The following is a 25,673-nucleotide window of genomic DNA, read 5'->3' as shown; positions in this document are numbered from 1 at the left end:
TTTACCGACAGTGGCTAAACCAGGATCGAAGCTGAAATTTTATCTTGTTGATATTAATTAACTTATTGCGCTAACTGCAACTTTGGCACGTCTTGTGCAATAATCTACCTGTAGATGCTCATTCCACCTCTTATGTTTGCTGATGCTACATAAACTTGGGAATGATGCAGAGCCCCTTACGGCATCCGTTGTCCAGCCTGGCAGTATTTGCGCACGCTTTACTGCAGTAAGAAGGACATTGCGTTGAGTCGGATGCCATCAGTTGTCTTAACGACCTGATCTTACACCTGCTTATGGCAGGTGTTTTTTTATCTGTAGTTTATGACAGGCAAAAAAAAGCCGGGACAAGCCCGGCGTGCACAAAAGTAACAATCGTAAAATCAGGCGCTGGGATTGGTCTTCAGCGTGAGTAGCAGGCCTTCACGACGCATTTTGGCAGCATCTTCCGGGCGATGCAGGCGGTCGTAAACATCGGCCAGCCAGGCATAATCAAACGCATCCGGACGCTGCGCCAGCGCTTGCTGGAACGCTTCTGCTGCCTGCTGCCATTCACCATGACGCATCAGCAGCTGACCCAGCGTGCTGTGCAGCAGCGGCGTGGCGCCATGCTGTTTAATCTGCTGACGCAATGCTTTCTCCAGAGATTGCGGATCGCCACTTTTGATGCGCGGCATCAGCAACACCAGACGATCGTCATATTGACGTTTCAGACCTTCCAGCACGATGCTCTGTGCGGTATCCGGGTCGTCACACTCAATCAGATGTTCTGCCATAGCCACCTGCAAGGCGGTTTCCTGACGCGTTTTGCGGCTCTGGTTTTGCCACCATCTCTTCAAACCGTCGCTGCCTTGATCGGCCATCGCCTGGTTCATCAGGCCCAGCCAGGCTTGCTGCTGCAAGGCATCGCGCTGTGCTTCATCATTGATCTGCACTTTCTGCATCGCAGGCAGAATGTCGAGCAATGCGCCCCATGCGCCGGTACGAATATAGGCTTGTTCTGCCAGACGCAACACTTCCGGATGGCGCGGCGCGACTTCCAGCAGGCGATCAACGCCATGGCGTGCCGCATGATCTTCGTTGCGCGCCAGTTGCAGACGTACGCGTGTGATTTCAACCGGAATCGTGTCGTTCACCGACAACTCAGAAGCGCGCTCCAGATGCTGATTAGCACGGATTTCGTCACCGCGTTGCTGTGCCGCTTCGGCAGCCAGCAAGTAGTTTGCCACTGGCTGATCGGCGTGGTCGGCATTTTTCGACAGCAGTTTTTCGGCCTGTTTAAAGTCACCTTCCGCCAGTTTCATCAGCGCGCTTTGCGTGTGGCGCTGCGCGCTACGGCGCTTGCGGCCGGTGAACCAGCCGCGTGTGCGGGCGCCAGTGCGAAACAGGCGACGCAGAATCCATTCCACCAACAAAATCACCAGCAGGCTGAGGATCAAGATGATCGCCAGGCCGGTTACGCTGGTTTCAATGTTCCAGTTGTCGGTTTGGATCAACACGTAGCCCTGATGGCCGGCTACCATCGGTCCAACCACAATGCCCGCAATCAGCAGCAGGAAAAGCACCAATACTTTCAGCATGGTTAGCCTCCTTGTTGATCAGCAGCAACCGATGGCTGAGCCAGCAAATTACGTACGCGGGTTTGCATCAGTTTTTCCAGCAGCGGCTGGCTTTCCAGCGTATCCGGCACATCCATTGAAATGCTTTGCTGGCTCAATTCATCCAGCTGTGCAAGGAAGGCTTTGGTGGCGGCATCGTTGGTGTCATACCAGGCGCGAACCCAGGTTGATACCGCATCGATAGACTGTTTGTAGATCTCATCCTGATGACGCGGTACGGCCTGAGCCGCAATCAGCAGGCGCGAACGAATGTTTTCGCGCAGGTAAACGTCCTGATTCGGTGCCAGCAGCGGCTGCGCGGTGTTGTCGCGGCGGCGGATGGTGATGAAATCATCCATAAAGTTATGCCAGCTTTTCACCAGATTTTGACGCCACTCGTGCAGCGAACTGGAGAGTTCACCACCATCGGCGTCCATAGGCGAATCATCGCTGTCGTTGTCGGCCAGGCGTAGATTATCGACGCCGTTCGACAGCTGATTAAGCTTGAGGATGGTGCCGTCATAATCAACCTGGCTGACGGCGGAGAGTGAACTGATGTCCTGCGTTAGCGCACGACGCACATTCATCACGCTCGGATCGTTCATGTCGGCCAGGCTGGAATCAGCACTTTTCAGTAACGCTGCCGCGGTAGTGACATCCTGATCGCTCCACAGTTTGCGGCCCGCCAGTTTGACGAGGTAGTCCGCTTGCGCCAGTAGCCAGGTACGCGTGTCGTTTCCAGAGATGGTAGCGACTTTATCGCGCAGGGTTTCCAGCTCTTTTGCGCTGTTATCCTGCTGCGTGCGCGTCTGCTGCAAGGCGCTGTTGGCGCTATCCAGCTGTTGCGTCAGCTGCTGTTTGTCGCTGCCCAGTTGCTGCTGCAAGGCGCTCAGCTGCTCGCTGAGGTTTTGGTTAGTTTGAGCCTGTAAATCGGCCTGATGTTTCCCATTAAGGTAAAGTCCCGCCCCAATCGCCAGCGCAATCACAATCGCCACGGCACTCAGCACCTTGCCATCGCCTTTTTTATCGCGAGGTGGCTTGGTTGCTGGCGAGGGAGAATTGTCCGCTGGGGTGGTTTCTTCAACCATGGCGGAGGAGGCTTTTTGTTCCGTCATTATGGCTCATCCCATTGTTAAGTTCAGCGTAACGCGCGCAGCAGCGCATCGTTATCGGCACCATCGGCTACATCAATGTCCTGCCAGCCTAATTCAGCGGCTTGCGTAGCCAAACGTTCACTGACGACCACAAGCCGACAGTGCAGTAACCATTCCCGACGATCAATTGGCGGAAACAGAGAAAAGAGTTGTTGTAACATTTCGCCGCTGGTTACCACCAGCGTTGTAATGCCGCGATCGCGCCAGCGGCGGCCTTCAGTCGCGCCGTTGTAGTGCTTTTCACAGCGCTGATAACACTCGCAATATTGCACCTCAACGCCGCGTTCAATCAGCGTTTCCGCCAGCAACTCGCGCCCCGGACTGCCGCGCAGAATCAGCGCACGTTTGCCGCTTACCTGCTGCAGACGGTTCAGGCGCACCAGCTCTTCGCTGGTCTCCCGCGCATGAGGATAGTCTACTTTGAGATTACTGACGGTATGCAGGGCTAAAGCGGTGCTGCGACCAATAGCATAATAGTTGAGGGCTTCAGGCCATGTTGTCGCGCTTTGCTGTAAAGCGGGCTCGGCGAAAGTAACGACCTGCTGTGACAGTAAAAACACCAGATCGCCTGGCTGTAACGCCGCAAGTTGGCTTGGCAAATGGATAAGATCGCGACCCGGCGTAAATTCAATCAGCGGGAAGCCCCATGCCAGCTTGCCCAGGCTGCGCAAACGCGAGACCAGTTCAGTGGCGGCCGGTTCCGGGCGGGTCACGAGGATGGTCATACTGGCGGTTGACCTTGATACACTTCACGCAGAATGTCGCGCGCGCCGCCATCCAACAGCTCTTCGGCCAGCGAAACCCCCATTCTTTCGGCGTGATCGCGTGGACCGCGACGCTCGCCGACCACCATTTGACGGCCGTCCGGTGAGCCAACTAATCCGCGCAGCCACAGCTGATCGTCTTCCAGCACCGCGAAGCTGCCGATAGGCACCTGACAACCGCCTTCCAGCCGCGTGTTCATTGCGCGTTCGGCGCGCACGCACACGGCGGTATCGTCGTGATTCAACGCCTGTAGCAGCGTAATCAATTGCTCATCATCTGCGCGGCATTCAATGCCGACGGCGCCCTGACCCACGGCGGGCAGGGAGATCTCGGCAGGCATTGCCTGACGGATGCGATCTTCCAGACCTAAACGCTTCAAACCGGCCGCCGCCAGAATGATGGCGTCATATTCACCGGCATCAAGTTTGCCAAGACGCGTGCCGACGTTGCCGCGCAGTGAGCGAATCACTAAATCCGGACGACGGGCGCTAAGCTGGCACTGGCGACGCAGGCTGGACGTCCCAACAACCGCGCCTTGTGGCAGCTCATCAACACTGTTGTAACGATTGGAGACGAAAGCATCGCGCGGATCTTCACGCTCGCAAATGGTCACCAGACCGAGGCCTTCTGGAAAATCGATCGGCACATCTTTCATTGAGTGCACGGCGAGATCGGCGCGGCCTTCCAGCATTGCCAGCTCAAGCTCTTTAACGAACAGCCCTTTGCCGCCAACCTTTGCCAGTGGCGTATCAAGGATGACATCACCTTTGGTGACCATCGGCAGCAACTCAACTTGCAGACCCGGATGAGCCGCCATCAGACGCTGTTGGACATATTGTGCCTGCCACAAAGCAAGGGGACTTTGTCTGGTAGCAATTCTGAAAATTTTGTTTAACATGCTGTTAACCATTTTGATCGTTCATCGAATATCCTATCATTGATAGGGGAATGCTGTCAGTTTCAACGGATTGAAAAGGCCGCGATGTCAGACTGCGCCTGGATCTTGCGGGTCGCAGTTTTGTGTCGAAGTCTGAAAAAAGCAGGGCTACGGTCGGAACATGCTAAACTGTTAAGTAGCGCAACTTTCTTTACGGTCAATCCTCCGGGTGTTAGATTGATCACGTTTCCAGCAATTAATTGCCCGATATCTTTATTATTAAGCGGCAGAATGCGGAAACAGGGTGCTTAACACTGTGACAATCAGGCGAAACGTCTTGTACCTCTACATTGAGACACTGAAACAGAGACTGGATGCGATTAACCAGCTGCGTGTAGATCGCGCACTGGCTGCCATGGGGCCTGCTTTCCAGCAAGTCTACAGTCTGCTGCCAACATTATTGCACTACCATCATCCGCTGATGCCGGGCTACCTCGAAGGTAGCGTTCCGCATGGCGTCTGCCTTTACACGCCGGATGAAAATCAATTCCAGCTGCTGCAGAACTTAGCGGGCGGACAACCACTCGATCTCACCGCCGCCGTCGCGGGCGAACGCCCGATTACCGGCATTTACTCAATGGGCAGCACCTCGTCCGTTGGGCAAAACAGCATCTCCGATCTCGATATCTGGGTGTGCCACCAATCGTGGCTGGATAATGAAGAGCGCCTCAATCTGCAGCGTAAGTGTACGCTGTTGCAGAAATGGTGTGTGTCGATGGGTGTGGAAGTCAGCTTCTTCCTGATTGACGAGAACCGTTTCCGCCATAACGAAAGCGGTAGCCTCGGCGGTGAAGACTGCGGTTCTACCCAACATATCTTGCTGCTGGATGAGTTTTACCGTACCGCCGTGCGTATGGCGGGTAAACGCATCCTGTGGAATATGGTGCCCGGCGAAGAGGAGCACCATTACGACGATTACGTCATGTCGCTCTATTCACAAGGCGTACTGACGCCGAATGAGTGGCTGGATCTCGGCGGCCTTGGCACGCTGTCAGCGGAAGAGTACTTCGGTGCCAGCTTGTGGCAGCTGTATAAAAGTATCGACTCGCCGTATAAAGCGGTGCTGAAAACCCTGCTGCTGGAAGCCTACAGCTGGGAATATCCCGACACGCAGCTGTTGTCGATGGACATCAAGCAGCGCCTGCACGACGGCGAAATTGTCTCCTTCGGTCTCGATCCTTACTGCATGATGCTGGAGCGCGTGACGCGCTATCTCACCAGCGTTGATGACATGGCGCGCCTCGATTTAGTGCGTCGATGTTTCTATTTAAAAGTGTGTGAAAAGCTCTCGAGCGAAGATCACCATCATCAGCGCACCGGCTGGCGGCGCGAGATCTTATCGCAGCTGGTTAAAGAGTGGGGCTGGGATGAAGAGAAGTTAGCGGTACTGGATAACCGCGCGCAGTGGAAAATCGAACAGGTACGCGAAGCGCACAACGAGCTGCTGGATGCGATGATGCAGAGCTATCGCAACCTGATTCGCTTTGCGCGTCGCAACAATTTAAGCGTCAGCGCCAGCCCGCAGGATATCGGCGTGCTGACGCGTAAACTGTATGCCGCGTTCGAGGCGCTGCCGGGTAAAGTCACTTTAGTGAACCCGCAGATTTCGCCCGATCTCTCGGAAGAGAATCTTACCTTTATTCATGTCCCGGCGGGCCGCGCTAATCGCGCCGGTTGGTATCTGTATAACCAATCGCCGGACATGAGTTCCATCATCAGCCATCAGCCGCTGGAATATAATCGCTATCTGAACAAGCTGGTGGCGTGGGCGTGGTTTAACGGTTTGCTGACCAGCAAAACGCGTCTGCATATGAAGGGCAACGATCTGTGCGATCTGCCGCGTCTGCAGGAACTGGTTAACGATGTGTCGAGCCACTTCCCGCTGCGCGTGCCAGCACCGACGCCGAAAGCGCTCTACAGCCCGTGCGAAATTCGTCACTTAGCGATTATCGTTAACCTGGAACACGATCCTACCTCCGCATTCCGCAATCAGGTGGTGCATTTCGATTTCCGTAAGCTGGATGTGTTCAGCTTCGGTCAGCAGCAGCAATGTTTGATTGGCAGCATCGATCTGCTCTATCGCAACTCGTGGAATGAAGTGCGTACGCTGCACTTCAATGGCGAGCAGGCGATGATTGAGGCGCTGAAAACCATTCTCGGCAAAATGCATCAGGATGCTGCGCCGCCGGATACGGTGGAAGTGTTCTGCTACAGCCAGCATCTGCGCGGTTTAATTCGTACTCGCGTGCAGCAGCTGGTTTCGGAATGCATTGAGCTGCGTCTGTCGAGCACGCGTCAGGAACCGGGCCGCTTTAAAGCGTTACGCATGGCGGGCCAAACCTGGGGCTTATTCTTCGAACGCATGAGCGTGTCGGTGCAGAAGCTGGAAAACGCCGTCGAATTTTATGGCGCGATTTCTAACAACAAGCTGCATGGTTTGTCGATTAAAGTGGAATCGAACCAGACGCCGCTGCCACCGGTGGTGAACGGCTACGCCAGCGAAGGCATCATTCAGTTCTTCTTTGAAGATACTAATGACGATCGCGGCTTCAACATCTATATCCTCGACGAAACCAACCGCGTTGAGGTTTATCACCATTGCGAAGGCAGCAAAGAAGAGCTGGTGCGCGACGTGAGTCGATTCTATTCCTCATCGCATGACCGTTTTACTTACGGCTCCAGCTTTATCAACTTTAACCTGCCGCAGTTCTACCAGATTGTGAACACTGGCGAACGTTTCCAGGTGATTCCTTTCCGCAGCCAAACGCTGACGCAGCTCTGCGCTACCCAGCCTGACAACGACAACGGCGACTTCCAGCCGCGCTACCAAATGCATTGATCCCGCCCGCGTTCGCGCGGCGGGATGCGCTGTTACTCTGACCTGCCGCAGGAAATGCGGCTATTTCCTGTTGCTTTTACAACGTCAACTGCGATGATAAGCAACCATGGCTTTAGGACAGAAGAGCAGACAGAATGATACGAGTGATGAGTCAGCTGGGTATGGCGCTGGCACTGGTCAGCCTGGTAGGCTGTGGCCTAAAAGGACCGCTGTATTTCCCGCCGAAAGATCAGCCAAACAAGCCGAAACAGCAGGTCACCGCGCAGCAGCAAAAAGCGGCTCAGGATGCTGATGTCGGTGGTTTGGTCACCAGCAAGCCTGGTTCGCAGGCCAACTAAACTCAATGAGTAATCCGGCGGAGCAGAAAATGCAGTTCTCAAAAATGCACGGTCTCGGCAACGACTTTATGGTTGTGGATGCTGTGACGCAAAACGTCTTTTTTTCGCCGGAACTGATTCGCCGCCTGGCGGACAGAAATCTGGGGATCGGTTTTGATCAGCTACTGATCGTCGAACCGCCTTACGATCCGGATCTCGATTTCCATTACCGCATTTTCAACGCCGATGGCAGCGAAGTCGCGCAGTGCGGCAACGGCGCACGCTGCTTTGCCCGCTTTGTGCGTCTGAAAGGGTTGACCAATAAAAGCGACATTCGTGTCAGCACGCAAACTGGCCGCATGGTGCTCAGCGTCACCAATGATGAGCTGGTGCGCGTCAATATGGGTCAACCCAACTTCGAACCGCAAAGCGTGCCGCTCCGCGCGAATAAAGCAGAGAACCTTTATTTGCAGCGTGTGGCCGAGCAAACCGTGATGTTTGGTGCGGTATCGATGGGCAATCCGCACTGCGTGATTCAGGTAGAAAGCGTGAAAACCGCGCCGGTGGAAACGCTGGGTCCTGAGCTAGAAAGCCACGAGCGATTCCCGGAGCGCGTCAACGTCGGCTTTATGGAAGTGGTTAATCGTGAACACATCCGTCTGCGCGTGTACGAACGTGGCGCGGGCGAAACCCAGGCTTGCGGCAGCGGCGCTTGCGCGGCGGTGGCCTGCGGCGTTCAGCAAGGCATTCTGGCGGAAAATGTCCGCGTCGATTTGCCGGGCGGAACGCTGCACATTGCCTGGAAAGGGGAAGGGCAACCGCTGTTTATGACCGGTCCAGCCACACACGTCTACGATGGGTTTATTCATCTATGAAAAATGTCGAAGAGCAGACCGAAAGCGAGGTTTTGCTGGACGATCAATCGGTAAGCGCATTTCTGCGTCAAAACCCCGATTTTTTTATTCGCAATGCGCGCCAGGTTGAACAGATGATGGTGCCCCATCCGGTACGCGGCAGTGTTTCGCTGGTGGAGTGGCATATGGCGCGGCAGCGCAACCACATCCAGCAGTTAGAAGAGGAGATCACGCTGCTGATGGAGCAGGCTACCGCCAACCATCAGCTGTTTGATCGCCTGCTGGCGCTGCAAGGTCATCTCGCCGCCGCCGACAGCTTGCAAGAGATGCTAACGCGTCTGCACCGCTGGGCGCGCGAACTGGGTCTGGCCGGCGCACACGTACGCGTGTTCAATGACAAGTGGCACATCGGCGCACCCTCTGATTTCACCCAGCTCGGCTTGTCACGTCAGGCATTCGAACCGCTGCGCATTCAGCGCTTCGGCAATGAACATCACTATCTCGGCAGCCTGAACGGTCCGGAATTGCTACTGCTGTTGCCGCAGGCCAAAGCGATTGGCTCGGTAGCCATGTCGCTGATGGGCGAACGCGGCGAGCTGGGCATATTAATGTTCACCAGCCGCGATAATCAGCATTATCAGGCGGGCATGGGTACGCTGCTGCTGCAGCATCTGGCGCAAATGTTGCCGGATCTGCTGTCACGCTGGATTGAACGCGCATGAGTCACGTCAGTCCGCTGCTGCCGGCCGTGGATGACTTTCTGCGTTATCTCAAGGTCGAACGCCAGCTGAGTCCGCTGACGCAAAAGAATTACCAACGGCAATTGCAGGCGATTATAGCAATGGCCGATGAGATGAAGCTGACGAGCTGGTCGCAGCTGGAACCGGCGCAGGTGCGCAGCCTGGCGGCACGCAGCCGGCGGGGCGGTTTAGGCGCCAGCAGTCTGGCGCTGCGCATGTCGGCGCTGCGCAGTTTTCTCGACTGGCAAGTGCATCAGGGCATGCTGAGCGCCAATCCCGCCAAAGGCATCGCCACGCCGCGTAATGCGCGCCATCTGCCGAAAAACATGGATGTCGACGAAGTTAACCAACTGCTGGAGATCGATCTCAACGATCCGCTGGCGGTACGCGACCGCGCGATGCTGGAAACAATGTACGGCGGCGGTTTGCGTCTGTCTGAGCTGGTGAATATGGATTGTCGTCACATGGATTTGGAGGCCGGTGAAGTGCGGGTGCTGGGTAAAGGCAGCAAAGAGCGCCGCGTACCGATTGGCGGCACGGCGGTTACCTGGATTCAGCACTGGTTACCGCTGCGTGCTAGCTTTGCGCCGCAGGATGATGCGGTGTTTGTCTCCAGCCGCGGCAGCCGGATTTCGACGCGCAACGTGCAGAAGCGTTTTGCCGAATGGGGCATCAAGCAAGGCGTTGCCAGTCATATTCATCCGCATAAACTGCGCCACTCTTTTGCCACGCATTTGCTGGAATCGAGCGGCGATCTGCGCGCGGTACAAGAACTGCTCGGTCACGCCAATCTGGCGACCACGCAAATCTACACCCATCTGGATTTCCAGCATCTGGCGACGGTTTACGATGCGGCCCATCCGCGTGCCAAACGAGGAAAGTCTTAATGAAGTTTTATCGTCCGCTCGGCCCAATCAAAGCAATCACCTTTGATCTCGACGACACGCTGTATGACAACCATCCCGTCATCCGCAAAACCACTGCCGAATCGCACGCTGCGCTGCAGGCGTATCATCCGGCGCTGCGTGAATTCACCCCGGCGGATTATCAGACGCTGCGCAATGAGTTGCTGGCGCGCGAGCCGGAAATTTATCACGACGTGTCTGAATGGCGTCGTCGCTCGGTGGAGCTGGCGCTGCTCAATGTCGGCTTATCCAAAGCGGAAGCCACCGCCGGTGCCAGCGACGTGATGAGCGTCTTCCATCAGTGGCGTAGTGAAGTCGATATGCCGGAAGAGACGCATCAAACGCTGACGTGGCTCGGCGAGCGCGTGCCGCTGGTGGCGATCACCAACGGCAACGCCTGCCCGGAAAAGCTCGGCATCCATCACCACTTCCAGTTCGCGCTGCGTGCCGGTCCGCACGGTCGCGCCAAGCCGTGGCAGGATATGTATCATCTGGCCGCTGAGCGTTTGAACATCGCACCACAGCACATTCTGCACGTCGGCGACGATCTCACCACCGATGTGGCCGGTTCGCTGCGTGCCGGTATGCAAGCCTGCTGGATCAACCTGCGAGAAAGCAATCTGATGAAGATCGATGATGCGCGTTTGCTGCCGCACGTTGAAATTGATCGGTTGGCATCTCTGACCTCGCTGCTATAATCCACACATGTAAATATATACAGCTCTATCCGCAGCAGTGTGGATGTGAGTTCATTTTCTTTCGCGAACGGTGCTTATGGACGTTTCTGAACTGCTTGACGGCTTGAATGACAAACAGCGCGAGGCGGTCGCCGCACCGCGCAGCAACCTGCTGGTGCTGGCCGGAGCAGGCAGTGGCAAAACCCGTGTGCTGGTGCATCGCATCGCCTGGCTGCTGTCGGTAGAGAACTGCTCGCCGTATTCGATTATGGCGGTGACCTTTACCAACAAAGCGGCGGCGGAAATGCGCCATCGTATCGATCAGCTGATCGGCACCAGCCAGGGCGGCATGTGGATTGGTACTTTCCACGGCCTGGCGCACCGTTTACTGCGCGCGCATCACCTTGATGCCGGTTTGCCGCAGGATTTCCAGATCCTCGACAGCGACGATCAGCTGCGTCTGTTGAAGCGCCTGATCAAAGCGATGAACCTTGATGAGAAACAGTGGCCTGCGCGTCAGGGCATGTGGTACATCAATGGCAAAAAAGATGAAGGCCTGCGGCCGAAACACATCGAAAGCTACGGCAATCCGGTTGAGCAAACCTGGCTGCGCATCTATCAGGCGTATCAGGAAGCCTGCGATCGCGCGGGACTAGTGGATTTCGCCGAGCTGCTGCTGCGCGCCCACGAACTGTGGCTGAACAAGCCGCATATCCTGAACCATTACCGCGAGCGTTTCAGCAACGTGCTGGTGGATGAGTTCCAGGATACCAACAACATCCAGTACGCGTGGATTCGCATGCTGGCGGGTGATAGCGGCCGCGTGATTATCGTCGGCGATGACGATCAGTCGATTTACGGCTGGCGCGGTGCGCAGGTAGAAAACATCCAGCGCTTCCTGCAAGATTTCCCCGGTGCGGAAACCATTCGCCTGGAGCAGAACTATCGCTCGACCAACAACATTCTGAAAGCCGCTAACACGCTGATCGCCAACAACAATGGCCGCCTCGGTAAAGAGCTGTGGACCGACGGCAGCGATGGCGAAAAGATCTCGCTCTACTGCGCGTTCAACGAGCTGGATGAAGCGCGCTTTGTGGTCAATCGCATCAAAAGCTGGCATGAAAACGGCAATGCGCTGCAGGATTGCGCCATTCTCTACCGCAGCAACGCCCAATCGCGCGTGCTGGAAGAGGCGCTACTGCAAGGCAGCATGCCGTATCGCATTTATGGCGGCATGCGCTTCTTCGAGCGTCAGGAGATTAAAGATGCGCTGGCCTATCTGCGTTTGATGGCCAATCGCAACGACGATGCAGCCTTTGAGCGTGTGGTGAACACGCCGGTGCGCGGCGTCGGCGATCGTACCCTCGATGTGGTGCGCCAGACCGCGCGCGATCAGCAACTCACCTTGTGGCAGGCCACGCGCGAGCTGTTGCAGAACAAAGCCTTAGCCGGACGCGCCGCGTCGGCGCTGCAACGCTTCTGCGAATTGGTCGATTCACTAGCCAGCGAAACCGCCGAGATGCCGCTGCATGTGCAAACCGATCGCGTGATTAAAGACTCCGGTTTATGGGTGATGTACGAGCAGGAGAAGGGCGAGAAAGGCCAGGCGCGTATTGAAAACCTTGAGGAACTGGTCACGGCAACGCGCCAGTTCAGCTATCAGGACGAAGACGAAGATTTGATGCCGCTGCAGGCATTCTTGTCACATGCGGCGCTGGAAGCAGGCGAAGGTCAGGCCGACAAATGGCAGGACGCGGTGCAGCTGATGACCATGCACTCGGCGAAAGGGCTGGAGTTCAGCCAGGTATTTATCGTCGGCATGGAAGAGGGCATGTTCCCGAGCCAGATGTCGCTGGATGAAGGCGGTCGTCTGGAAGAGGAGCGCCGTCTGGCTTACGTTGGCGTGACGCGTGCCATGGTTAAGCTGACGCTTACCTATGCTGAAAGCCGTCGTCTTTATGGTAAGGAAGTGTATCACCGTCCATCACGCTTCATCGGCGAGCTGCCGGAAGAGTGTGTGGAAGAGGTGCGTTTGCGCGCCAGCGTCAGCCGTCCGGTGAGCCATCAGCGCATGGGCACGCCCATCGCGCAAAACGACAGCGGCTTCACGCTCGGCCAGCGCGTGCGCCATGCCAAGTTCGGCGAGGGCACCATCATCAACCTCGAAGGCAGCGGTGAACACAGCCGTTTGCAAGTGGCGTTTCAGGGCCAGGGCATCAAGTGGCTGGTGGCGGCTTACGCCCGTCTGGAAACGGTGTAGCGCGGTTGCGCTACCTTGACGACTTTTTCGTCTCAGCGTAACATGCGCGCACTATTATCATGAGAGGACAATGCCTTGGACGCGCCCAGTCGATGCTGGCTCAATCACCTGTTTAACAGGAACTCCTAAGGTTACCTCTTTTAGCTGGTAGCCTTAGCGGTTAACAGCGACCTCCCTTTTTTACTCTCGTCGCGTGAGTTAGCACTGATTTACCCTTGAAGCGAAAGTTTCCGTGTTCAGGCTTCGCCGTGCCCGTAATTTACAGTGGTCACCGCCTTGTCCCATTCCGAAAAAATGGGGAGTTATTGCTATGCTGAGCGCATTTAAACTCGATCGTAATCGCCTGACGCGCATCGAGCTGGAAGAAGATAACGACAAACTCAACACGTCTGTTTGGGTTGATCTGATCGAACCTGACGACAGCGAACGCGATCGCGTGCAGTGTGAGCTCGGCCAGAGCCTGGCAACGCGTCCGGAGCTGGAAGACATCGAAGCCTCGGCGCGTTTCTTCGAAGACGAAGACGGCCTGCACATTCACTCCTTCTTCTTCTTTGAAGATGCCGAAGACCACGCTGGCAACTCCACTGTGGCATTCACCATCCGCGAAGATCGCCTGTATACGCTGCGCGAACGCGAACTGCCGGCTTTCCGTCTCTATCGCATGCGTGCGCGCAACCAGATGCTGACCGATGGCAACGCCTATGAGCTGCTGCTGGATTTGTTTGAAACCAAAATCGAACAGCTGGCGGATGAGATCGAGAACATCTATAGCGCGCTGGAGAAACTCAGCCGCGTGATCATGGAAGGCCAGCAGGGCGAAGAGTACGATCAGGCGTTGTCACGTCTGGCGGAGCTGGAAGATATCGGCTGGAAAGTACGTTTGTGTCTGATGGATACCCAGCGCGCCCTCAACTTCCTGGTGCGCAAAGCGCGTCTGCCGGGCAACCAGCTGGAGCAGGCGCGTGAAATCCTGCGCGATATCGAATCGCTGTTGCCGCATAACGAATCGCTGTTCCAGAAGGTCAACTTCCTGATGCAGGCGGCGATGGGCTTCATTAATATCGAGCAGAACCGCATCATCAAGATCTTCTCAGTGGTTTCGGTGGTATTCCTGCCGCCCACGCTGGTGGCATCCAGCTACGGCATGAACTTCGAGTTTATGCCGGAGCTGAAATGGAGCTTTGGTTATCCGGGCGCGATTAGCCTGATGATTCTCGCTGGCCTGGCGCCGTACCTCTATTTCAAACGCAAGAACTGGTTGTAACCGTTCTTAAGTCCAGGTCGTCATGAATGACGACCCTACAAAACCGCTCATGACAAATGTAGGGGCGCCATTTATGGCGACCTGGTAGATAAACTTAAATTTTCTGCGTAACCTGTTGGCTCTGCTCACTATCTGATTCTCTCCTATGGCGCGCTTCTCATTGCGACTTCAGTGGACACTGCTGCTGATTGCTTCGTTAGTGCTGGGGATTATCCTCCAGCTGTTCCATCTTCCTGCGGCCTTGCTGCTTGGCCCGATGATCGTCGGCACCTTTATGGGCTTGTCCGGCGCGACTGTTCGCATCGATAAACGTTTCTTCGTGCTGGCACAAGCGGTGCTTGGCTGCATGATTGGCCAGAGCTTATCGCCGGGCATTCTCACGCCGCTGATCCAGGATTGGCCGGTGGTGCTGGCAGTATTGGTGCTGACGTTAGCCGCCAGCGGCCTGTCCGGTTTTCTTCTGGTACGCTTCAGTAACTTGCCCGGCCCAACCGGCGCGTGGGGATCGTCGCCCGGCGGCGCTTCGGCGATGGTGGCGATGGCCGGTGATTTCGGCGCGGATGTGCGGCTGGTGGCGTTTATGCAGTATCTGCGCGTGTTGTTTGTCGCCACCGCTGCGGCGGTGGTGGCGCGCATTGGCCTCGGCACCCACGGCGGTGCGGCAGAGCTGGTGTGGTTTCCCGCGCTGCACAGCAGCTTTATGCTGACGCTGCTGGTGATGGTCGCCGGTGCGTGGCTCGGCCAGAAGCTGCGCATTCCTTCCGGCGCTTTGTTGCTGCCTGCGTTGATTGGTGCGGTGTTGCACGGCACGGATGTGGCGATCTTGCAGGTACCGGAATGGTTGCTGGCGCTGGCTTATGCGTTGATTGGCTGGAGCGTGGGATTGCGTTTCACACGGCCGATTTTCAAGCTTGCGCTGCGAACGCTGCCGCAAATGTTGCTGTCGATTTTCGGCTTGATGCTGTTGTGCGGCGGATTAGCCTGGATGCTGACGCGCGTGCTGCACGTCGATCTCATGACCGCCTATCTGGCAACCAGCCCGGGCGGGCTGGATACCGTGGCGATTATTGCGGCCGGCACGCGGGTCGATATGGCCTTTGTCATGGCGCTGCAGACGCTGCGTCTGTTCACCATTCTGCTTACCGGCCCGGCGCTGGCGCGTTTTATTTCACGCTACGCGCATGCGCGCCCGAGCTGAGAACGCAACCGCATCAATAATGAACACGGCGAGCGCCAGCCAGATAAAGCCGAAGGTCACCATTTTATCCGGCGTCAGGCGCTCGCCGTAGAACAGCACCGCCAGCAGGAACATCAGCGTCGGACCCAGATACTGGAAGAAACCGACGGTCGATAAGCGCAGACGCGCGCAGGCGGCAGCAAAAAACATCAGCGGAATGGTGGTGATAATGCCCGCCGCGACCAGCTTGAGATTGAGGCTCATGGCGTTGGCGCTGAGATGGCTGGTGGCGCTATCGGTAAAACCAAACAGGTAAATCGCCGCCAGCGGGAATAGCCACAGCGTTTCGATCAACATGCCACTTTGCGCATCGACCTGAATTTTTTTGCGCACCAAACCGTACAAAGCAAAACTCAACGCCAGGCCAAGGCCGATAATCGGCAGCGATCCAAACTGCCACAGCTGCACCAGCACGCCGGTGGTCGCCAGCAGTACCGCCAGCCACTGCAAGCGGCGGAAGCGTTCGCGCAGGAACAGCATGCCAAACACCACATTAATCAGCGGGTTGATAAAGTAGCCGAGGCTGGCTTCCAGCATGTGCTGATTGTTCACTGCCCAGATAAACAGCAGCCAGTTGCCGCCAATGGTGATGGCGGTCAGCGCCAGCAGCAGCACCTTTTTCGGCTGAGCCAGTACGCTACGTACCTGCGCCCAGCTGCGCGTCAATGTGATCAACAACAGCATAAACAGTGCGGACCAAATCACGCGATGCGTCATGATCTCGGTAGCGGGCACCTCTTTGACCAGTTTGAAGTAGGCGGGGGCAATGCCCCAAATGAAGTAAGCGCCGAGCGCATAGCCAATACCCTGGCGAGTTTGTTGCGAATCCATCATGTCATTCCAAAAATACTGATTAGCCAATCATGTAGGTGGCGGTAGCGGTGGCGATGTAATCGCCTTGCTGGTTATGTAACTCCACGCGCGCCACAGCGACTTTGTTGCCGCCGCGCAGCAGGCTGCTGGTGGCGACAAAGCGCTCGCCGCGGCCAGGGCGCAGATAATCCACGCGCATATCGATGGTGCCCATGCGCGACAGGCGCTGACGCAGCTCTTCCTCGGTAATGCTCTCCTGACGCGTCAGCGCATAGCTGACACACACCAGCCCGGCGGCGACATCGAGCACTGAAGCGATCACGCCGCCGTGCAGAATCTGCTGCGCTGCGTTGCCGACCAGCATGGTTTTATTGGCGAAGCCGAGTTCGGCGTAATCCGCTTCCAGTCGATCCAGCTCTAATCCGAGCGCCTGATTGAAGGGCATGTGATAAACAAAGATTTCGCCAATCAGACGACGCGCTTCCTGCTGTGTCAGCAACGGGGATGACATAATGCCTGCCTTAAAATGTTAACGAGTTGTGTATATTATGCCGCGTTCGAGCCGCTTTCCAGTTTCGGAAATCGGCGCTGATCAACCGCAGGTTTTGCGTGTAGAATGGCCTGCTTTTTGAACCGTCACTTGACGATTACGACACGCAGTTCTCTGGAGAATTCTATGCGTAAGCATTACGCCTTGCTGGCCGCGGCGCTGATCCTTCCTGGCCTGGCGCAGGCTGAAGAAGCCACGATAAAAGAGGTTCATGATGCACCGGCAGTGAAGGGCAGCATTATCGCTAACCTGCTGGAGAAACACGATAACCCGTTCGTGCTTTATCCTTACGAAAACAACTATCTGCTCTACACCTACACCAGCGACATGAACAAAGAGGCGATCTCTTCGTACAACTGGGCAGACAAAGCCAAAAATGATGAAGTAAAATTCCAGCTCAGCCTGGCGTTTCCGCTGTGGCGCGGCATTTTAGGCGATAACTCGGTGCTGGCGGCGTCCTATACTCAGCGCTCGTGGTGGCAGCTCTCGAACCGTGGGGCGTCATCACCGTTCCGTGAAACCGATTATGAGCCACAAATTTTCCTCGGCTGGGCCACCGATTACACTTTCGCAGGCTGGACCTTACGCGATGTGGAAACCGGCTTAGTGCATCAGTCGAACGGCCGCAGCGAGCCGACCTCACGCAGCTGGAACCGCGTTTACGCGCGCTTCATGGCGCAGAACGGCAATCTGCTCGCAGAGATCAAACCCTGGTATCGTCTGCCTGAAAGTGAAAGCAATGACGATAACCCGGACATCACCAAATACATGGGTTACTACCGCGCCAAGCTCGGCTACATGATGGGCGAGAACATTTTCAGCGTGGAAGGTAACTACAACTGGAACAGCGGCTTTGGCGGTGCAACCTTCGCCTGGAGCTACCCAATCTCTGAACACGTGCGCTTTTACACGCAGGTCTTCAGCGGTTATGGTGAATCATTGATCGACTATAACCATCGCCAGACGCGCTTTGGCGTGGGCGTGACGCTCAACGATCTGTTCTAACCCGCAACAAAGACAGGATTACCGTGGCAACATCGGCAGTGCTTAATCAGGAAATGCTGGCGCAGCAGGTATTACAAGATACCTTCGGCTATCAGCAGTTCCGCCCAGGTCAGCAAAACATCATCGAAACCGCCCTGTCAGGACGCGATTGTCTGGTGGTGATGCCGACTGGCGGCGGCAAATCGCTGTGCTATCAAATCCCGGCGCTGGTGCGCGAAGGGCTGACGCTGGTGGTTTCACCGCTGATTTCACTGATGAAAGATCAGGTCGATCAGCTGCTGGCCAACGGCGTGGCTGCAGCGTGCCTCAACTCGACGCAGACGCGTGAGCAGCAGCAGCAGGTGTTTGCGGATTGTCGTACCGGCAAGCTCAAGCTGCTGTATATCGCGCCTGAACGTCTGATGATGGACAATTTCCTCGACAGCCTGCACCAGTGGAATCCGGTGATGCTGGCGGTGGATGAAGCGCACTGTATTTCGCAGTGGGGCCACGATTTCCGTCCGGAATATGGCTCGATCGGCCAGCTGCGTCAGCACTTCCCTGATTTGCCGGTCATGGCATTGACCGCCACCGCCGATGAAACCACGCGTAACGATATCGTCCATCTGCTGCAGATGGACGATCCGCTGATTCAAATCAGCAGCTTTGACCGCCCCAATATTCGCTACACGCTGGTGGAGAAATTCAAACCCACCGAGCAACTTCTGCGTTATGTGCAGGATCAGCGCGGCAAAAGCGGCATCATTTACTGTAACAGCCGCGCCAAAGTGGAAGACACCGCCGCGCGCCTGCAGAGCCGTGGTTTGAGCGTTGGCGCGTATCACGCCGGCATTGATAGCGCGCAGCGTGCCAGCGTGCAGGAAGCTTTTCAGCGTGACGATCTGCAAATCGTGGTCGCCACCGTGGCGTTCGGGATGGGCATTAACAAACCCAACGTGCGCTTTGTGGTGCACTTCGATATTCCGCGCAACATCGAATCCTATTATCAGGAAACCGGCCGCGCCGGGCGCGATGGTCTGCCTGCCGAAGCGATGATGCTTTACGATCCGGCCGACATGGCGTGGCTGCGTAAATGTCTGGAAGAGAAAGTGCCCGGCCCGTTGCAGGATATAGAACGCCACAAACTCAACGCGATGGGCGCGTTTGCTGAAGCGCAAACCTGTCGTCGTCTGGTATTGCTGAACTATTTCGGCGAAGGTCGCCAGCAACAATGCGATAACTGCGATATCTGCCTCGATCCGCCGCGTCGCTACGACGGTTTGCTGGAGGCGCAAAAGGCGCTGTCGAGCATCTATCGTACCGGCCAACGCTTTGGGATGGGCTATATTGTTGAAGTTTTGCGCGGCGCTAGTAATCAGCGTATTCGCGACAACGGCCACGACAAACTGCCGGTGTACGGCTTAGGCCGCGAGCACAGCCACGAACACTGGATCAGCGTGCTGCGTCAGCTGATTCACCTCGGGATGGTAACGCAAAACATCGCCATGCATTCGGCGCTGCAACTCACCGAAGCGGCGCGTCCGGTATTACGTGCGGAAGTGCCGCTGATGCTGGCGGTGCCGCGTATCGTGACGGTGAAAACGCGCGGCAGCAGTTCGCCGAAAGTGCACAGCGGCAATTATGATCGCCAGCTGTTTGCCAAGCTGCGTAAGCTGCGCAAAGCGATTGCCGATGAAGAGAATATTCCGCCGTACGTGGTGTTTAACGATGCCACGCTGATTGAAATGGCTGAACAAATGCCGATTAGCGCGTCAGAAATGCTTAGCGTGAACGGCGTCGGTCATCGCAAACTGGAACGTTTTGGTAAGCCGTTCCTGGTGATGATCAAAGAACATGTTGATGAAGGTTAAAGGAAAAAATTCATGCTGATGTTATTCGCCACCGTCGCGCTGGTGCATCTGGTTGCGCTGATGAGTCCCGGCCCGGACTTCTTCTTTGTGTCGCAAACGGCGGCCAGCCGCTCGCGCAAAGAGGCGATGATGGGCGTTCTGGGCATTACGTTGGGCATTGTGATTTGGGCCGGTGTGGCGCTGATGGGCCTGCATCTGATCCTCGAAAAAATGGCCTGGCTGCATGAAATCATTATGGTCGGTGGCGGATTGTATTTGCTGTGGATGGGCTGGCAGCTGATGCGCTCAGCGCGCCAACGTCACAAGCAGCCGCAATCGGAAGCGCCGGTAGTAGAGCTGCCGAAAAGAGGCATGAGCTTCCTGAAAGGTTTCCTGACTAACCTGTCGAACCCAAAAGCGATCATCTACTTCGGTAGCGTGTTTTCATTGTTTGTCGGCAACGACGTCGGCGCGATGGAGCGCTGGGGTTTGTTCCTGCTGATTATCGGTGAGACGTTCGCGTGGTTTACGCTGGTGGCGGCGATTTTCGCTATGCCGTGGATGCGTGATAAGTATCAGCGGATGGCGAAGTGGGTGGATGGTATGGCGGGCGTGTTATTCGCTGGTTTTGGCATTCATTTAATTATTTCGAGATAAACCAGGTCGCCATAAATGGCGACCCTACGTAGGGTGGGCATTTATGCCCACCGGGTTGAATATCACGCCATTCTGCGTGCGCTGGCTAACAGCGCACCGACCGCCATAAACAATCCACCAAAGGTGCGGTTCAGCATTTTCATCTGCTTCGGTCCTTTAATCCAGCCGGCGATACGCGTCGCCAGCGTGGCGTAACCAATCATCACGATGATATCGACCACAATGGTGGTCACGCCCAGCACCAGATATTGCATCAGCTGCGGCTGGTGCGGCTGAATAAACTGCGGGAACAGCGCGGCGAGAAACACGATGCTTTTCGGGTTGGTGAGGTTCACCAACACGGCACGCTTAAACAGGCGGCGACGTGGCATCGCTTTGGCAACGGCGTCGAGGTCGATGCCACCCGCGGAGCGCCACTGCTGAATGCCCAGCCATACCAGATAGGCTGCGCCGGCCCACTTCAGGACTTCAAACGCCAGAATCGATTGGGAAAACAGCGCACCTAAACCGGCGCCGACCAGCACAATATGAATGGCCAGACCCAGCTGCAAGCCGGTAATCGATGCCGCTGCGCCGCGATAGCCGTGACTGATGCCGGTGCTCATGGTGTTGATCGCGCCGGAGCCGGGTGAAAGGCTGAGGATGGTTGTGGTCAGCAGATAGGTTAACCACCATTCAATGGTCATGTGTGACATTCCCTGAAGTTAGCGAAGTGTGACACAATACGACAGAAAATCGCCGCACGCTACGCAGCACAGGCGCGCAAATCACGTTTTTTTCAGGGGGACGGATGCAGCAGCATAAACAGAGTTGGCTCGGACGTGAGCGAGGCTTTTCGGCCTTTGCCACCGGTCCGCTGCTCGACTTCTGGCGTCGCCGTGAAGAGTGTGAATTCACCGGCGTCGGCAACCTGAAGATTCGCTACGTCCGTTTCACCTCACCGCAACATCGTCGTGTCATTCTGGTCGTGCCTGGCCGCATTGAAAGCTATATCAAGTATCCCGAACTGGCTTACGACCTGTTCATGTGCGGCTACGATGTGGTGATTCTCGACCATCGCGGTCAGGGACGTTCCGAACGTCTGCTGGAAGATTCGCATCGCGGCCATGTGGTGGAATTTGGCGACTACGTTGACGATCTGGAAACGCTGTATCTGAAAGAGATCGTGAGTCCACATTATCAGCAGCGCTACGTGCTGGCCCACTCGATGGGCGGGGCGATTTTAGCGCTGTTTCTGGCGCGTCAGCCGCAGGCGTTTCATGCTGCGGTGTTCTCCGCGCCGATGTTTGGCATTGTGCTGCCGCTGCCCGACTGGATGGCGCACCGCATTCTCGACTGGACCGAGAAACTGCCGGCGCTGCGTGAAGGTTACGCGCTGGGCACCGGGCGCTGGCGCGCCAATCCGTTTGGCATCAACCGCCTGACGCATAGCCGCGAACGCTATCGCCGTAACCTGCGTTTTTACGCCGACGATCCGGCAATTCGCGTCGGTGGCCCCACTTATCACTGGGTGCGCGAAGGCGTGCAGGCCGGGCGGGACATCTTCAATCAGGTAGCGAACATCACCACGCCGACCTTGCTGCTGCAGGCCAGTGAAGATGATGTGGTGGATAACCGCTCACAAAATCTATTTTGTACGGCGATGGCCGCAGCAGGACATCCCTGCGCGGGCAACGCGCCGTATGTGATCAAAGGAGCGCGTCATGAGATCTTGTTTGAAACAGACGCGATGCGTGCCGAAGCGCTAAACGCGGTGGTCGATTTCTTTGAACGCCACGCTTAATCAATTTTACTTTCCGACATCAACACCCGAGGTTTACATGTATCACATCGTCGCATCCGACCTGGATGGCACGCTGCTCTCTCCGGACCATCGCCTGACGCCGTTCGCGCGCACCACGCTGCAGGAACTGGTGGCGCGTGATATCCACTTTGTCTTTGCCACCGGCCGTCACTATATCGACGTCGGACAGATGCGCGATAAGCTCGGCATTCCGGCTTACATGATCACGTCTAATGGCGCACGCGTGCACAACGCCGCAGGTGAACTGGTGTTCAGCCACAATCTTGACGCCGACATCGCCAGCGATCTGTATGGCCTGCAATATCATGACGAGCATATCCTGACGCACGTCTATCGCGACGATGAGTGGTTCATGAGCCGTCATCGTCCGGATGAGCAGGACTATTTCCGTGAATCGGTGTTTAACTATCAGGTTTACCAGCCGGGCATGCTGCCGACTGATGGCATCAGCAAAGTGTTCTTCACCTGCGAAGATCCGGAGCGTTTAATTCCCATGGAGCAGGCGATTGAAGCGCGCTGGGGCGATCGCGTGAATGTCAGCTTCTCGCTGCCAACGTGTCTGGAAGTGATGGCGGGCGGCGTTTCCAAAGGTCACGCGCTGGAAGCGGTAGCGAAACAGCTCGGCCACTCGCTGAAAGCGTGCATCGCCTTTGGCGACGGCATGAATGATGTGGAGATGCTCAGCATGTCGGGTAAAGGCTGCATCATGCGCAATGCGCAGCAGCGTTTGAAAGATACCTTGCCGACGCTGGAAGTGATTGGCAGCAACGCGGATGACGCCGTGCCGCACACGCTGCGTAAACTGTTCCTCGCCTAGAAAAAAGGGCCGGTCATCACCGGCCCTTTTTCGTTATGCCAGCTGTTTCTTGTGCTTGTGTTCACTGACCATGGTGAGCAGCAGCAGAATCACCGCCAGCACCGATCCGCCAATCATCACAATGAATCCGCCGTCCCAGCCGAAATAATCCACGGTGTAACCGACAATCGCACTCGCCGCAACCGATCCGCCGAGATAGCCAAACAGCCCGGTAAAGCCGGCTGCCGTTCCGGCCGCTTTTTTCGGTGCCAGTTCCAGCGCGTGCAAGCCAATCAGCATCACAGGACCGTAAATCAGGAAGCCGATCACAATCATGCACAGCATGTCGATGCCTGGATTGCCTGGAGGATTCAGCCAGTACACCACGGTGGCGATGGTCACCAGCGTCATAAAGAACACGCCGGTTGCGCCACGGTTGCCGCGGAACACTTTGTCCGACATCCAGCCGCACAGCAGCGTGCCGGGAATACCGGCATATTCGTAAAAGAAGTAGGCCCACGAGGATTTATCCAGCGTGAAGTGCTTCACCTCTTTCAGGTAGGTCGGCGACCAGTCGAGAATGCCGTAACGCAGCAGGTACACAAACACGTTCGCCAGTGCGATGTACCACAGCAACTTGTTGGGCAGAATGTACTGCATGAAAATCTGCTTCGCCGTCAGCTCCTGCTCGTGATCCTCGTTGTAATCCGGCGGATAATCATTTTTCCACGCTTCAATCGGCGGTAAACCGCAAGATTGTGGTGTGTCACGCATCAAGGCGAAGGCAATAATCGCGATGAGGATGGCGCCAAACGCCGGCATATACAGCGCGGCTTTCCAGTCGTTAAACCACGCCATGCCGAGCAGGAACAGCAACGGAGGAATACCGCCGCCGACGTTATGCGCGCAGTTCCATACCGACACAATTCCGCCGCGCTCTTTCTGCGACCACCAGTGCACCATGGTGCGCCCGCACGGCGGCCAGCCCATGCCCTGGAACCAGCCGCACAGGAACAGCAGCACAAACATCACCATGATGCTGGAGGTGGCCCACGGCACGAACCCCATCACCAACATTACCGCTGCGGCAAGGATCAATCCGGCGGGCAAAAACACGCGCGGATTCGAGCGGTCTGAGACCGAGCCCATAATGAATTTCGAGAAGCCGTAAGCGATGGAAATGCCCGATAGCGCAAAGCCGAGATCGCCGCGCGAGAAGCCTTGTTCCACCAGATAAGGCATTGCCAGCGCAAAGTTTTTACGCACCAAATAGTAGGCGGCATAGCCAAAAAATATTCCCAGGAAAATCTGCCAGCGCAGACGACGATAAAGCGGATCAACACGATCATCGGCCACTTGTGGGCGATGCGGTGCAGGTTTGAAAATACTCAACATGAGTGTGGCCCTCCAGGGCGCGATATAGTTATGAGTTCCCAGCAGGTTGGGGCAAAAACAGGCAGTAAAAATGGCAAAGCGAAGTTTCCATTTCGCGCAAAGGATAGTGATGGTCACGCGCAGTTACTGTGACATGTGACACATATGTTACAGTTTTATGACAATTGAGAGCGAAAAAAACCAGGAAATGTTGTATTTCGCGCATTTTTACCCGAGCGTAAAAATGAGAAATGAAAATTATTCGTCGTTATTTTATCCACTTGTAAACCAGATAGTTCACCCCGATTTCGACAGTTTGTTTACACTAGCGCCACTGTTCATTTTGAGATCGTTACCGTGCCGTTACTGATCGTTACCACCATTCTGTGGGCCTTTTCCTTCAGTTTGATCGGGGAATACCTTGCTGGTCAGGTGGATTCCTGGTTCTCTGTTTTGATGCGTCTGGCGCTCGCCGCCATCGTTTTCCTGCCGTTCCTGCGCTGGCGCGGTTACCGTGCTTCCACCATCCTGCTGTATATGCTGGTGGGCATGCTGCAGCTTGGCATCATGTATTTATTAAGCTTTGAGGCTTATCTGTATCTCAGCGTGACCGAGTTCCTGCTGTTCACCGTGATGACGCCGCTGTATGTCACGCTGATCTACGATTTGCTCAGCCGACGTCCGCTGCGTATCGGCTATGCCTTCAGCGCGCTACTGGCGGTAATCGGTGCGGCGATTATTCGTTACGACAAAGTCAGCGACCATTTCTGGTTTGGCTTGCTGCTGGTACAGGCGGCAAACATCTGCTTCGCCATCGGCATGGTGGGCTACAAACGCCTGCAGGAAACTCGCCCGATGCCGCAGCACACCGCATTTTCGTGGTTCTATCTGGGCGCGGTGATGATCGCGGTGATCGCCTGGAGCTTGTGGGGCAATCCGAACAAACTGCCGACCACGTCGCTGCAGTGGGGCATTCTGGTGTGGCTGGGCGTAGCGGCTTCAGGTTTGGGCTACTTCATGTGGAACTACGGCGCTACGCAGGTGGATGCTGGCACGCTGGGTATTATGAACAACATGCATGTGCCAGCGGGCTTGCTGGTGAATCTGGCGATCTGGCAGGAGAAACCGCATTGGCCAAGTTTTCTCGCCGGTGCCGCCGTGATTTTCGCATCCCTTTATGTGCACAAACGCTGGGTATTAGGTAAGAAAAGCAACGCATAGGCTAAAAGGGAAGGGATAGCGCGGCAGTGGAGCAAAGCATCCGAGCCATGGATGGCGAGGCTGATCCACAAGGAAGTGGT

23 protein-coding genes are annotated in these 25,673 nt (G+C 56.1%); 15 read left to right on the top strand and 8 right to left on the bottom strand.

Going from position 1 to position 25,673, the window contains the following annotated elements:
- Nucleotides 1–380: 380 nt before the first annotated feature.
- Genes hemY through hemC form a run of 4 tightly spaced genes read right to left on the bottom strand, consistent with a single transcriptional unit; the run spans nucleotide 381 to nucleotide 4,412 of the window.
- Complete coding sequence (gene hemY, locus K5Y30_RS20125; RefSeq protein ID WP_222185711.1) at nucleotides 381–1,577, bottom strand: protoheme IX biogenesis protein HemY; 1,197 nt, start codon at nucleotides 1,575–1,577, stop codon at nucleotides 381–383.
- 2 nt (nucleotides 1,578–1,579) lie between these two features.
- Nucleotides 1,580–2,710: a uroporphyrinogen-III C-methyltransferase gene (hemX, locus tag K5Y30_RS20120; RefSeq protein WP_222213070.1), complete on the bottom strand. Its 1,131-nt coding sequence runs from the start codon at nucleotides 2,708–2,710 to the stop codon at nucleotides 1,580–1,582.
- A gap of 23 nt (nucleotides 2,711–2,733) precedes the next feature.
- Nucleotides 2,734–3,474, bottom strand: coding sequence for a uroporphyrinogen-III synthase (gene hemD, locus K5Y30_RS20115; protein ID WP_101763759.1), 741 nt, complete (start codon nucleotides 3,472–3,474; stop codon nucleotides 2,734–2,736).
- Complete coding sequence (gene hemC / locus K5Y30_RS20110) at nucleotides 3,471–4,412, bottom strand: hydroxymethylbilane synthase (protein WP_192414418.1); 942 nt, start codon at nucleotides 4,410–4,412, stop codon at nucleotides 3,471–3,473. Before hemC ends, hemD begins: the two co-directional genes overlap by 4 nt.
- A gap of 316 nt (nucleotides 4,413–4,728) precedes the next feature.
- Here hemC and K5Y30_RS20105 point away from each other — a divergent pair, with 316 nt between their 5' ends.
- The 9 genes from K5Y30_RS20105 to K5Y30_RS20065 all read left to right on the top strand — a co-directional run bounded on the left by K5Y30_RS20105 (nucleotide 4,729) and on the right by K5Y30_RS20065 (nucleotide 15,505).
- Complete coding sequence (locus K5Y30_RS20105; protein WP_222213069.1) at nucleotides 4,729–7,290, top strand: class I adenylate cyclase; 2,562 nt, start codon at nucleotides 4,729–4,731, stop codon at nucleotides 7,288–7,290.
- Between the two features lie 134 nt (nucleotides 7,291–7,424).
- Nucleotides 7,425–7,628 (top strand): lipoprotein, encoded by a 204-nt coding sequence (locus K5Y30_RS20100; protein WP_101763757.1) that lies wholly within the window; start codon nucleotides 7,425–7,427, stop codon nucleotides 7,626–7,628.
- Nucleotides 7,629–7,657: 29 nt separating this feature from the next.
- Nucleotides 7,658–8,482, top strand: a complete 825-nt coding sequence (dapF, locus tag K5Y30_RS20095) for a diaminopimelate epimerase (protein ID WP_110867946.1) — start codon at nucleotides 7,658–7,660, stop codon at nucleotides 8,480–8,482.
- A complete protein-coding gene (locus K5Y30_RS20090; protein WP_101763756.1) occupies nucleotides 8,479–9,183 on the top strand; it encodes a DUF484 domain-containing protein in 705 nt (234 codons plus the stop codon). The genes dapF and K5Y30_RS20090 overlap by 4 nt, the downstream gene beginning before the upstream one ends.
- Nucleotides 9,180–10,088, top strand: coding sequence for a tyrosine recombinase XerC (xerC, locus tag K5Y30_RS20085; RefSeq protein ID WP_217549640.1), 909 nt, complete (start codon nucleotides 9,180–9,182; stop codon nucleotides 10,086–10,088). Before K5Y30_RS20090 ends, xerC begins: the two co-directional genes overlap by 4 nt.
- Nucleotides 10,088–10,804 (top strand): 5-amino-6-(5-phospho-D-ribitylamino)uracil phosphatase YigB, encoded by a 717-nt coding sequence (gene yigB / locus K5Y30_RS20080; RefSeq protein WP_222213068.1) that lies wholly within the window; start codon nucleotides 10,088–10,090, stop codon nucleotides 10,802–10,804. The genes xerC and yigB overlap by 1 nt, the downstream gene beginning before the upstream one ends.
- A gap of 76 nt (nucleotides 10,805–10,880) precedes the next feature.
- The gene (gene uvrD, locus K5Y30_RS20075) at nucleotides 10,881–13,043 is read left to right on the top strand and encodes a DNA helicase II (RefSeq protein ID WP_222213067.1); all 2,163 of its coding nucleotides are present in this window, start codon (nucleotides 10,881–10,883) and stop codon (nucleotides 13,041–13,043) included.
- A 310-nt stretch (nucleotides 13,044–13,353) separates the two neighbouring features.
- Nucleotides 13,354–14,307: a magnesium/cobalt transporter CorA gene (gene corA, locus K5Y30_RS20070; RefSeq protein WP_008105777.1), complete on the top strand. Its 954-nt coding sequence runs from the start codon at nucleotides 13,354–13,356 to the stop codon at nucleotides 14,305–14,307.
- A 145-nt stretch (nucleotides 14,308–14,452) separates the two neighbouring features.
- The gene (locus K5Y30_RS20065; RefSeq protein WP_222213066.1) at nucleotides 14,453–15,505 is read left to right on the top strand and encodes an AbrB family transcriptional regulator; all 1,053 of its coding nucleotides are present in this window, start codon (nucleotides 14,453–14,455) and stop codon (nucleotides 15,503–15,505) included.
- On the opposite strand, the gene rarD is transcribed toward K5Y30_RS20065, so the two are convergent.
- A complete protein-coding gene (rarD, locus tag K5Y30_RS20060) occupies nucleotides 15,476–16,375 on the bottom strand; it encodes an EamA family transporter RarD (RefSeq protein ID WP_222213243.1) in 900 nt (299 codons plus the stop codon). The two genes, K5Y30_RS20065 and rarD, sit on opposite strands and share 30 nt — an antisense overlap.
- 22 nt (nucleotides 16,376–16,397) lie before the next feature.
- A complete protein-coding gene (locus K5Y30_RS20055) occupies nucleotides 16,398–16,868 on the bottom strand; it encodes a thioesterase family protein (protein ID WP_101763750.1) in 471 nt (156 codons plus the stop codon).
- Nucleotides 16,869–17,033: 165 nt separating this feature from the next.
- Here K5Y30_RS20055 and pldA point away from each other — a divergent pair, with 165 nt between their 5' ends.
- From pldA to rhtC, 3 genes are read left to right on the top strand one after another with little or no spacing between them, the layout of a single operon-like run.
- Nucleotides 17,034–17,912, top strand: coding sequence for a phospholipase A (pldA, locus tag K5Y30_RS20050; RefSeq protein ID WP_101763749.1), 879 nt, complete (start codon nucleotides 17,034–17,036; stop codon nucleotides 17,910–17,912).
- 23 nt (nucleotides 17,913–17,935) lie between these two features.
- On the top strand, nucleotides 17,936–19,762 hold the full coding sequence (gene recQ / locus K5Y30_RS20045; RefSeq protein ID WP_101763748.1) for an ATP-dependent DNA helicase RecQ: 1,827 nt from the start codon (nucleotides 17,936–17,938) through the stop codon (nucleotides 19,760–19,762).
- A 12-nt stretch (nucleotides 19,763–19,774) separates the two neighbouring features.
- Complete coding sequence (gene rhtC / locus K5Y30_RS20040; RefSeq protein ID WP_008105783.1) at nucleotides 19,775–20,398, top strand: threonine export protein RhtC; 624 nt, start codon at nucleotides 19,775–19,777, stop codon at nucleotides 20,396–20,398.
- Between the two features lie 62 nt (nucleotides 20,399–20,460).
- Here rhtC and rhtB read toward each other — a convergent pair whose 3' ends face one another.
- Entirely contained in the window at nucleotides 20,461–21,084 is a 624-nt protein-coding gene (gene rhtB / locus K5Y30_RS20035) for a homoserine/homoserine lactone efflux protein (RefSeq protein WP_222213065.1), read from the bottom strand.
- Nucleotides 21,085–21,188: 104 nt separating this feature from the next.
- Here rhtB and pldB point away from each other — a divergent pair, with 104 nt between their 5' ends.
- Both pldB and yigL read left to right on the top strand, forming a co-directional pair.
- Nucleotides 21,189–22,181: a lysophospholipase L2 gene (pldB, locus tag K5Y30_RS20030; RefSeq protein ID WP_101763745.1), complete on the top strand. Its 993-nt coding sequence runs from the start codon at nucleotides 21,189–21,191 to the stop codon at nucleotides 22,179–22,181.
- Between the two features lie 37 nt (nucleotides 22,182–22,218).
- Nucleotides 22,219–23,019, top strand: coding sequence for a sugar/pyridoxal phosphate phosphatase YigL (gene yigL / locus K5Y30_RS20025; RefSeq protein WP_101763744.1), 801 nt, complete (start codon nucleotides 22,219–22,221; stop codon nucleotides 23,017–23,019).
- A gap of 33 nt (nucleotides 23,020–23,052) precedes the next feature.
- On the opposite strand, the gene glpT is transcribed toward yigL, so the two are convergent.
- Nucleotides 23,053–24,393: a glycerol-3-phosphate transporter gene (gene glpT / locus K5Y30_RS20020; RefSeq protein ID WP_110867929.1), complete on the bottom strand. Its 1,341-nt coding sequence runs from the start codon at nucleotides 24,391–24,393 to the stop codon at nucleotides 23,053–23,055.
- A 336-nt stretch (nucleotides 24,394–24,729) separates the two neighbouring features.
- Between glpT and K5Y30_RS20015 the strand changes: the two genes are divergently transcribed.
- Nucleotides 24,730–25,593 carry a carboxylate/amino acid/amine transporter gene (locus tag K5Y30_RS20015; RefSeq protein ID WP_101763742.1) on the top strand — a complete coding sequence of 288 codons (864 nt, stop codon included), beginning with the start codon at nucleotides 24,730–24,732 and terminating at the stop codon, nucleotides 25,591–25,593.
- Nucleotides 25,594–25,673: the final 80 nt, after the last annotated feature.

The sequence above is a fragment of the Pantoea sp. DY-5 genome, from assembly GCF_019795955.1.
Lineage (GTDB): Bacteria > Pseudomonadota > Gammaproteobacteria > Enterobacterales > Enterobacteriaceae > Pantoea > Pantoea leporis.
The sequence above is the reverse complement of the archived record's forward strand: the minus strand, read 5'-3'. Positions and strand labels throughout refer to the sequence as shown.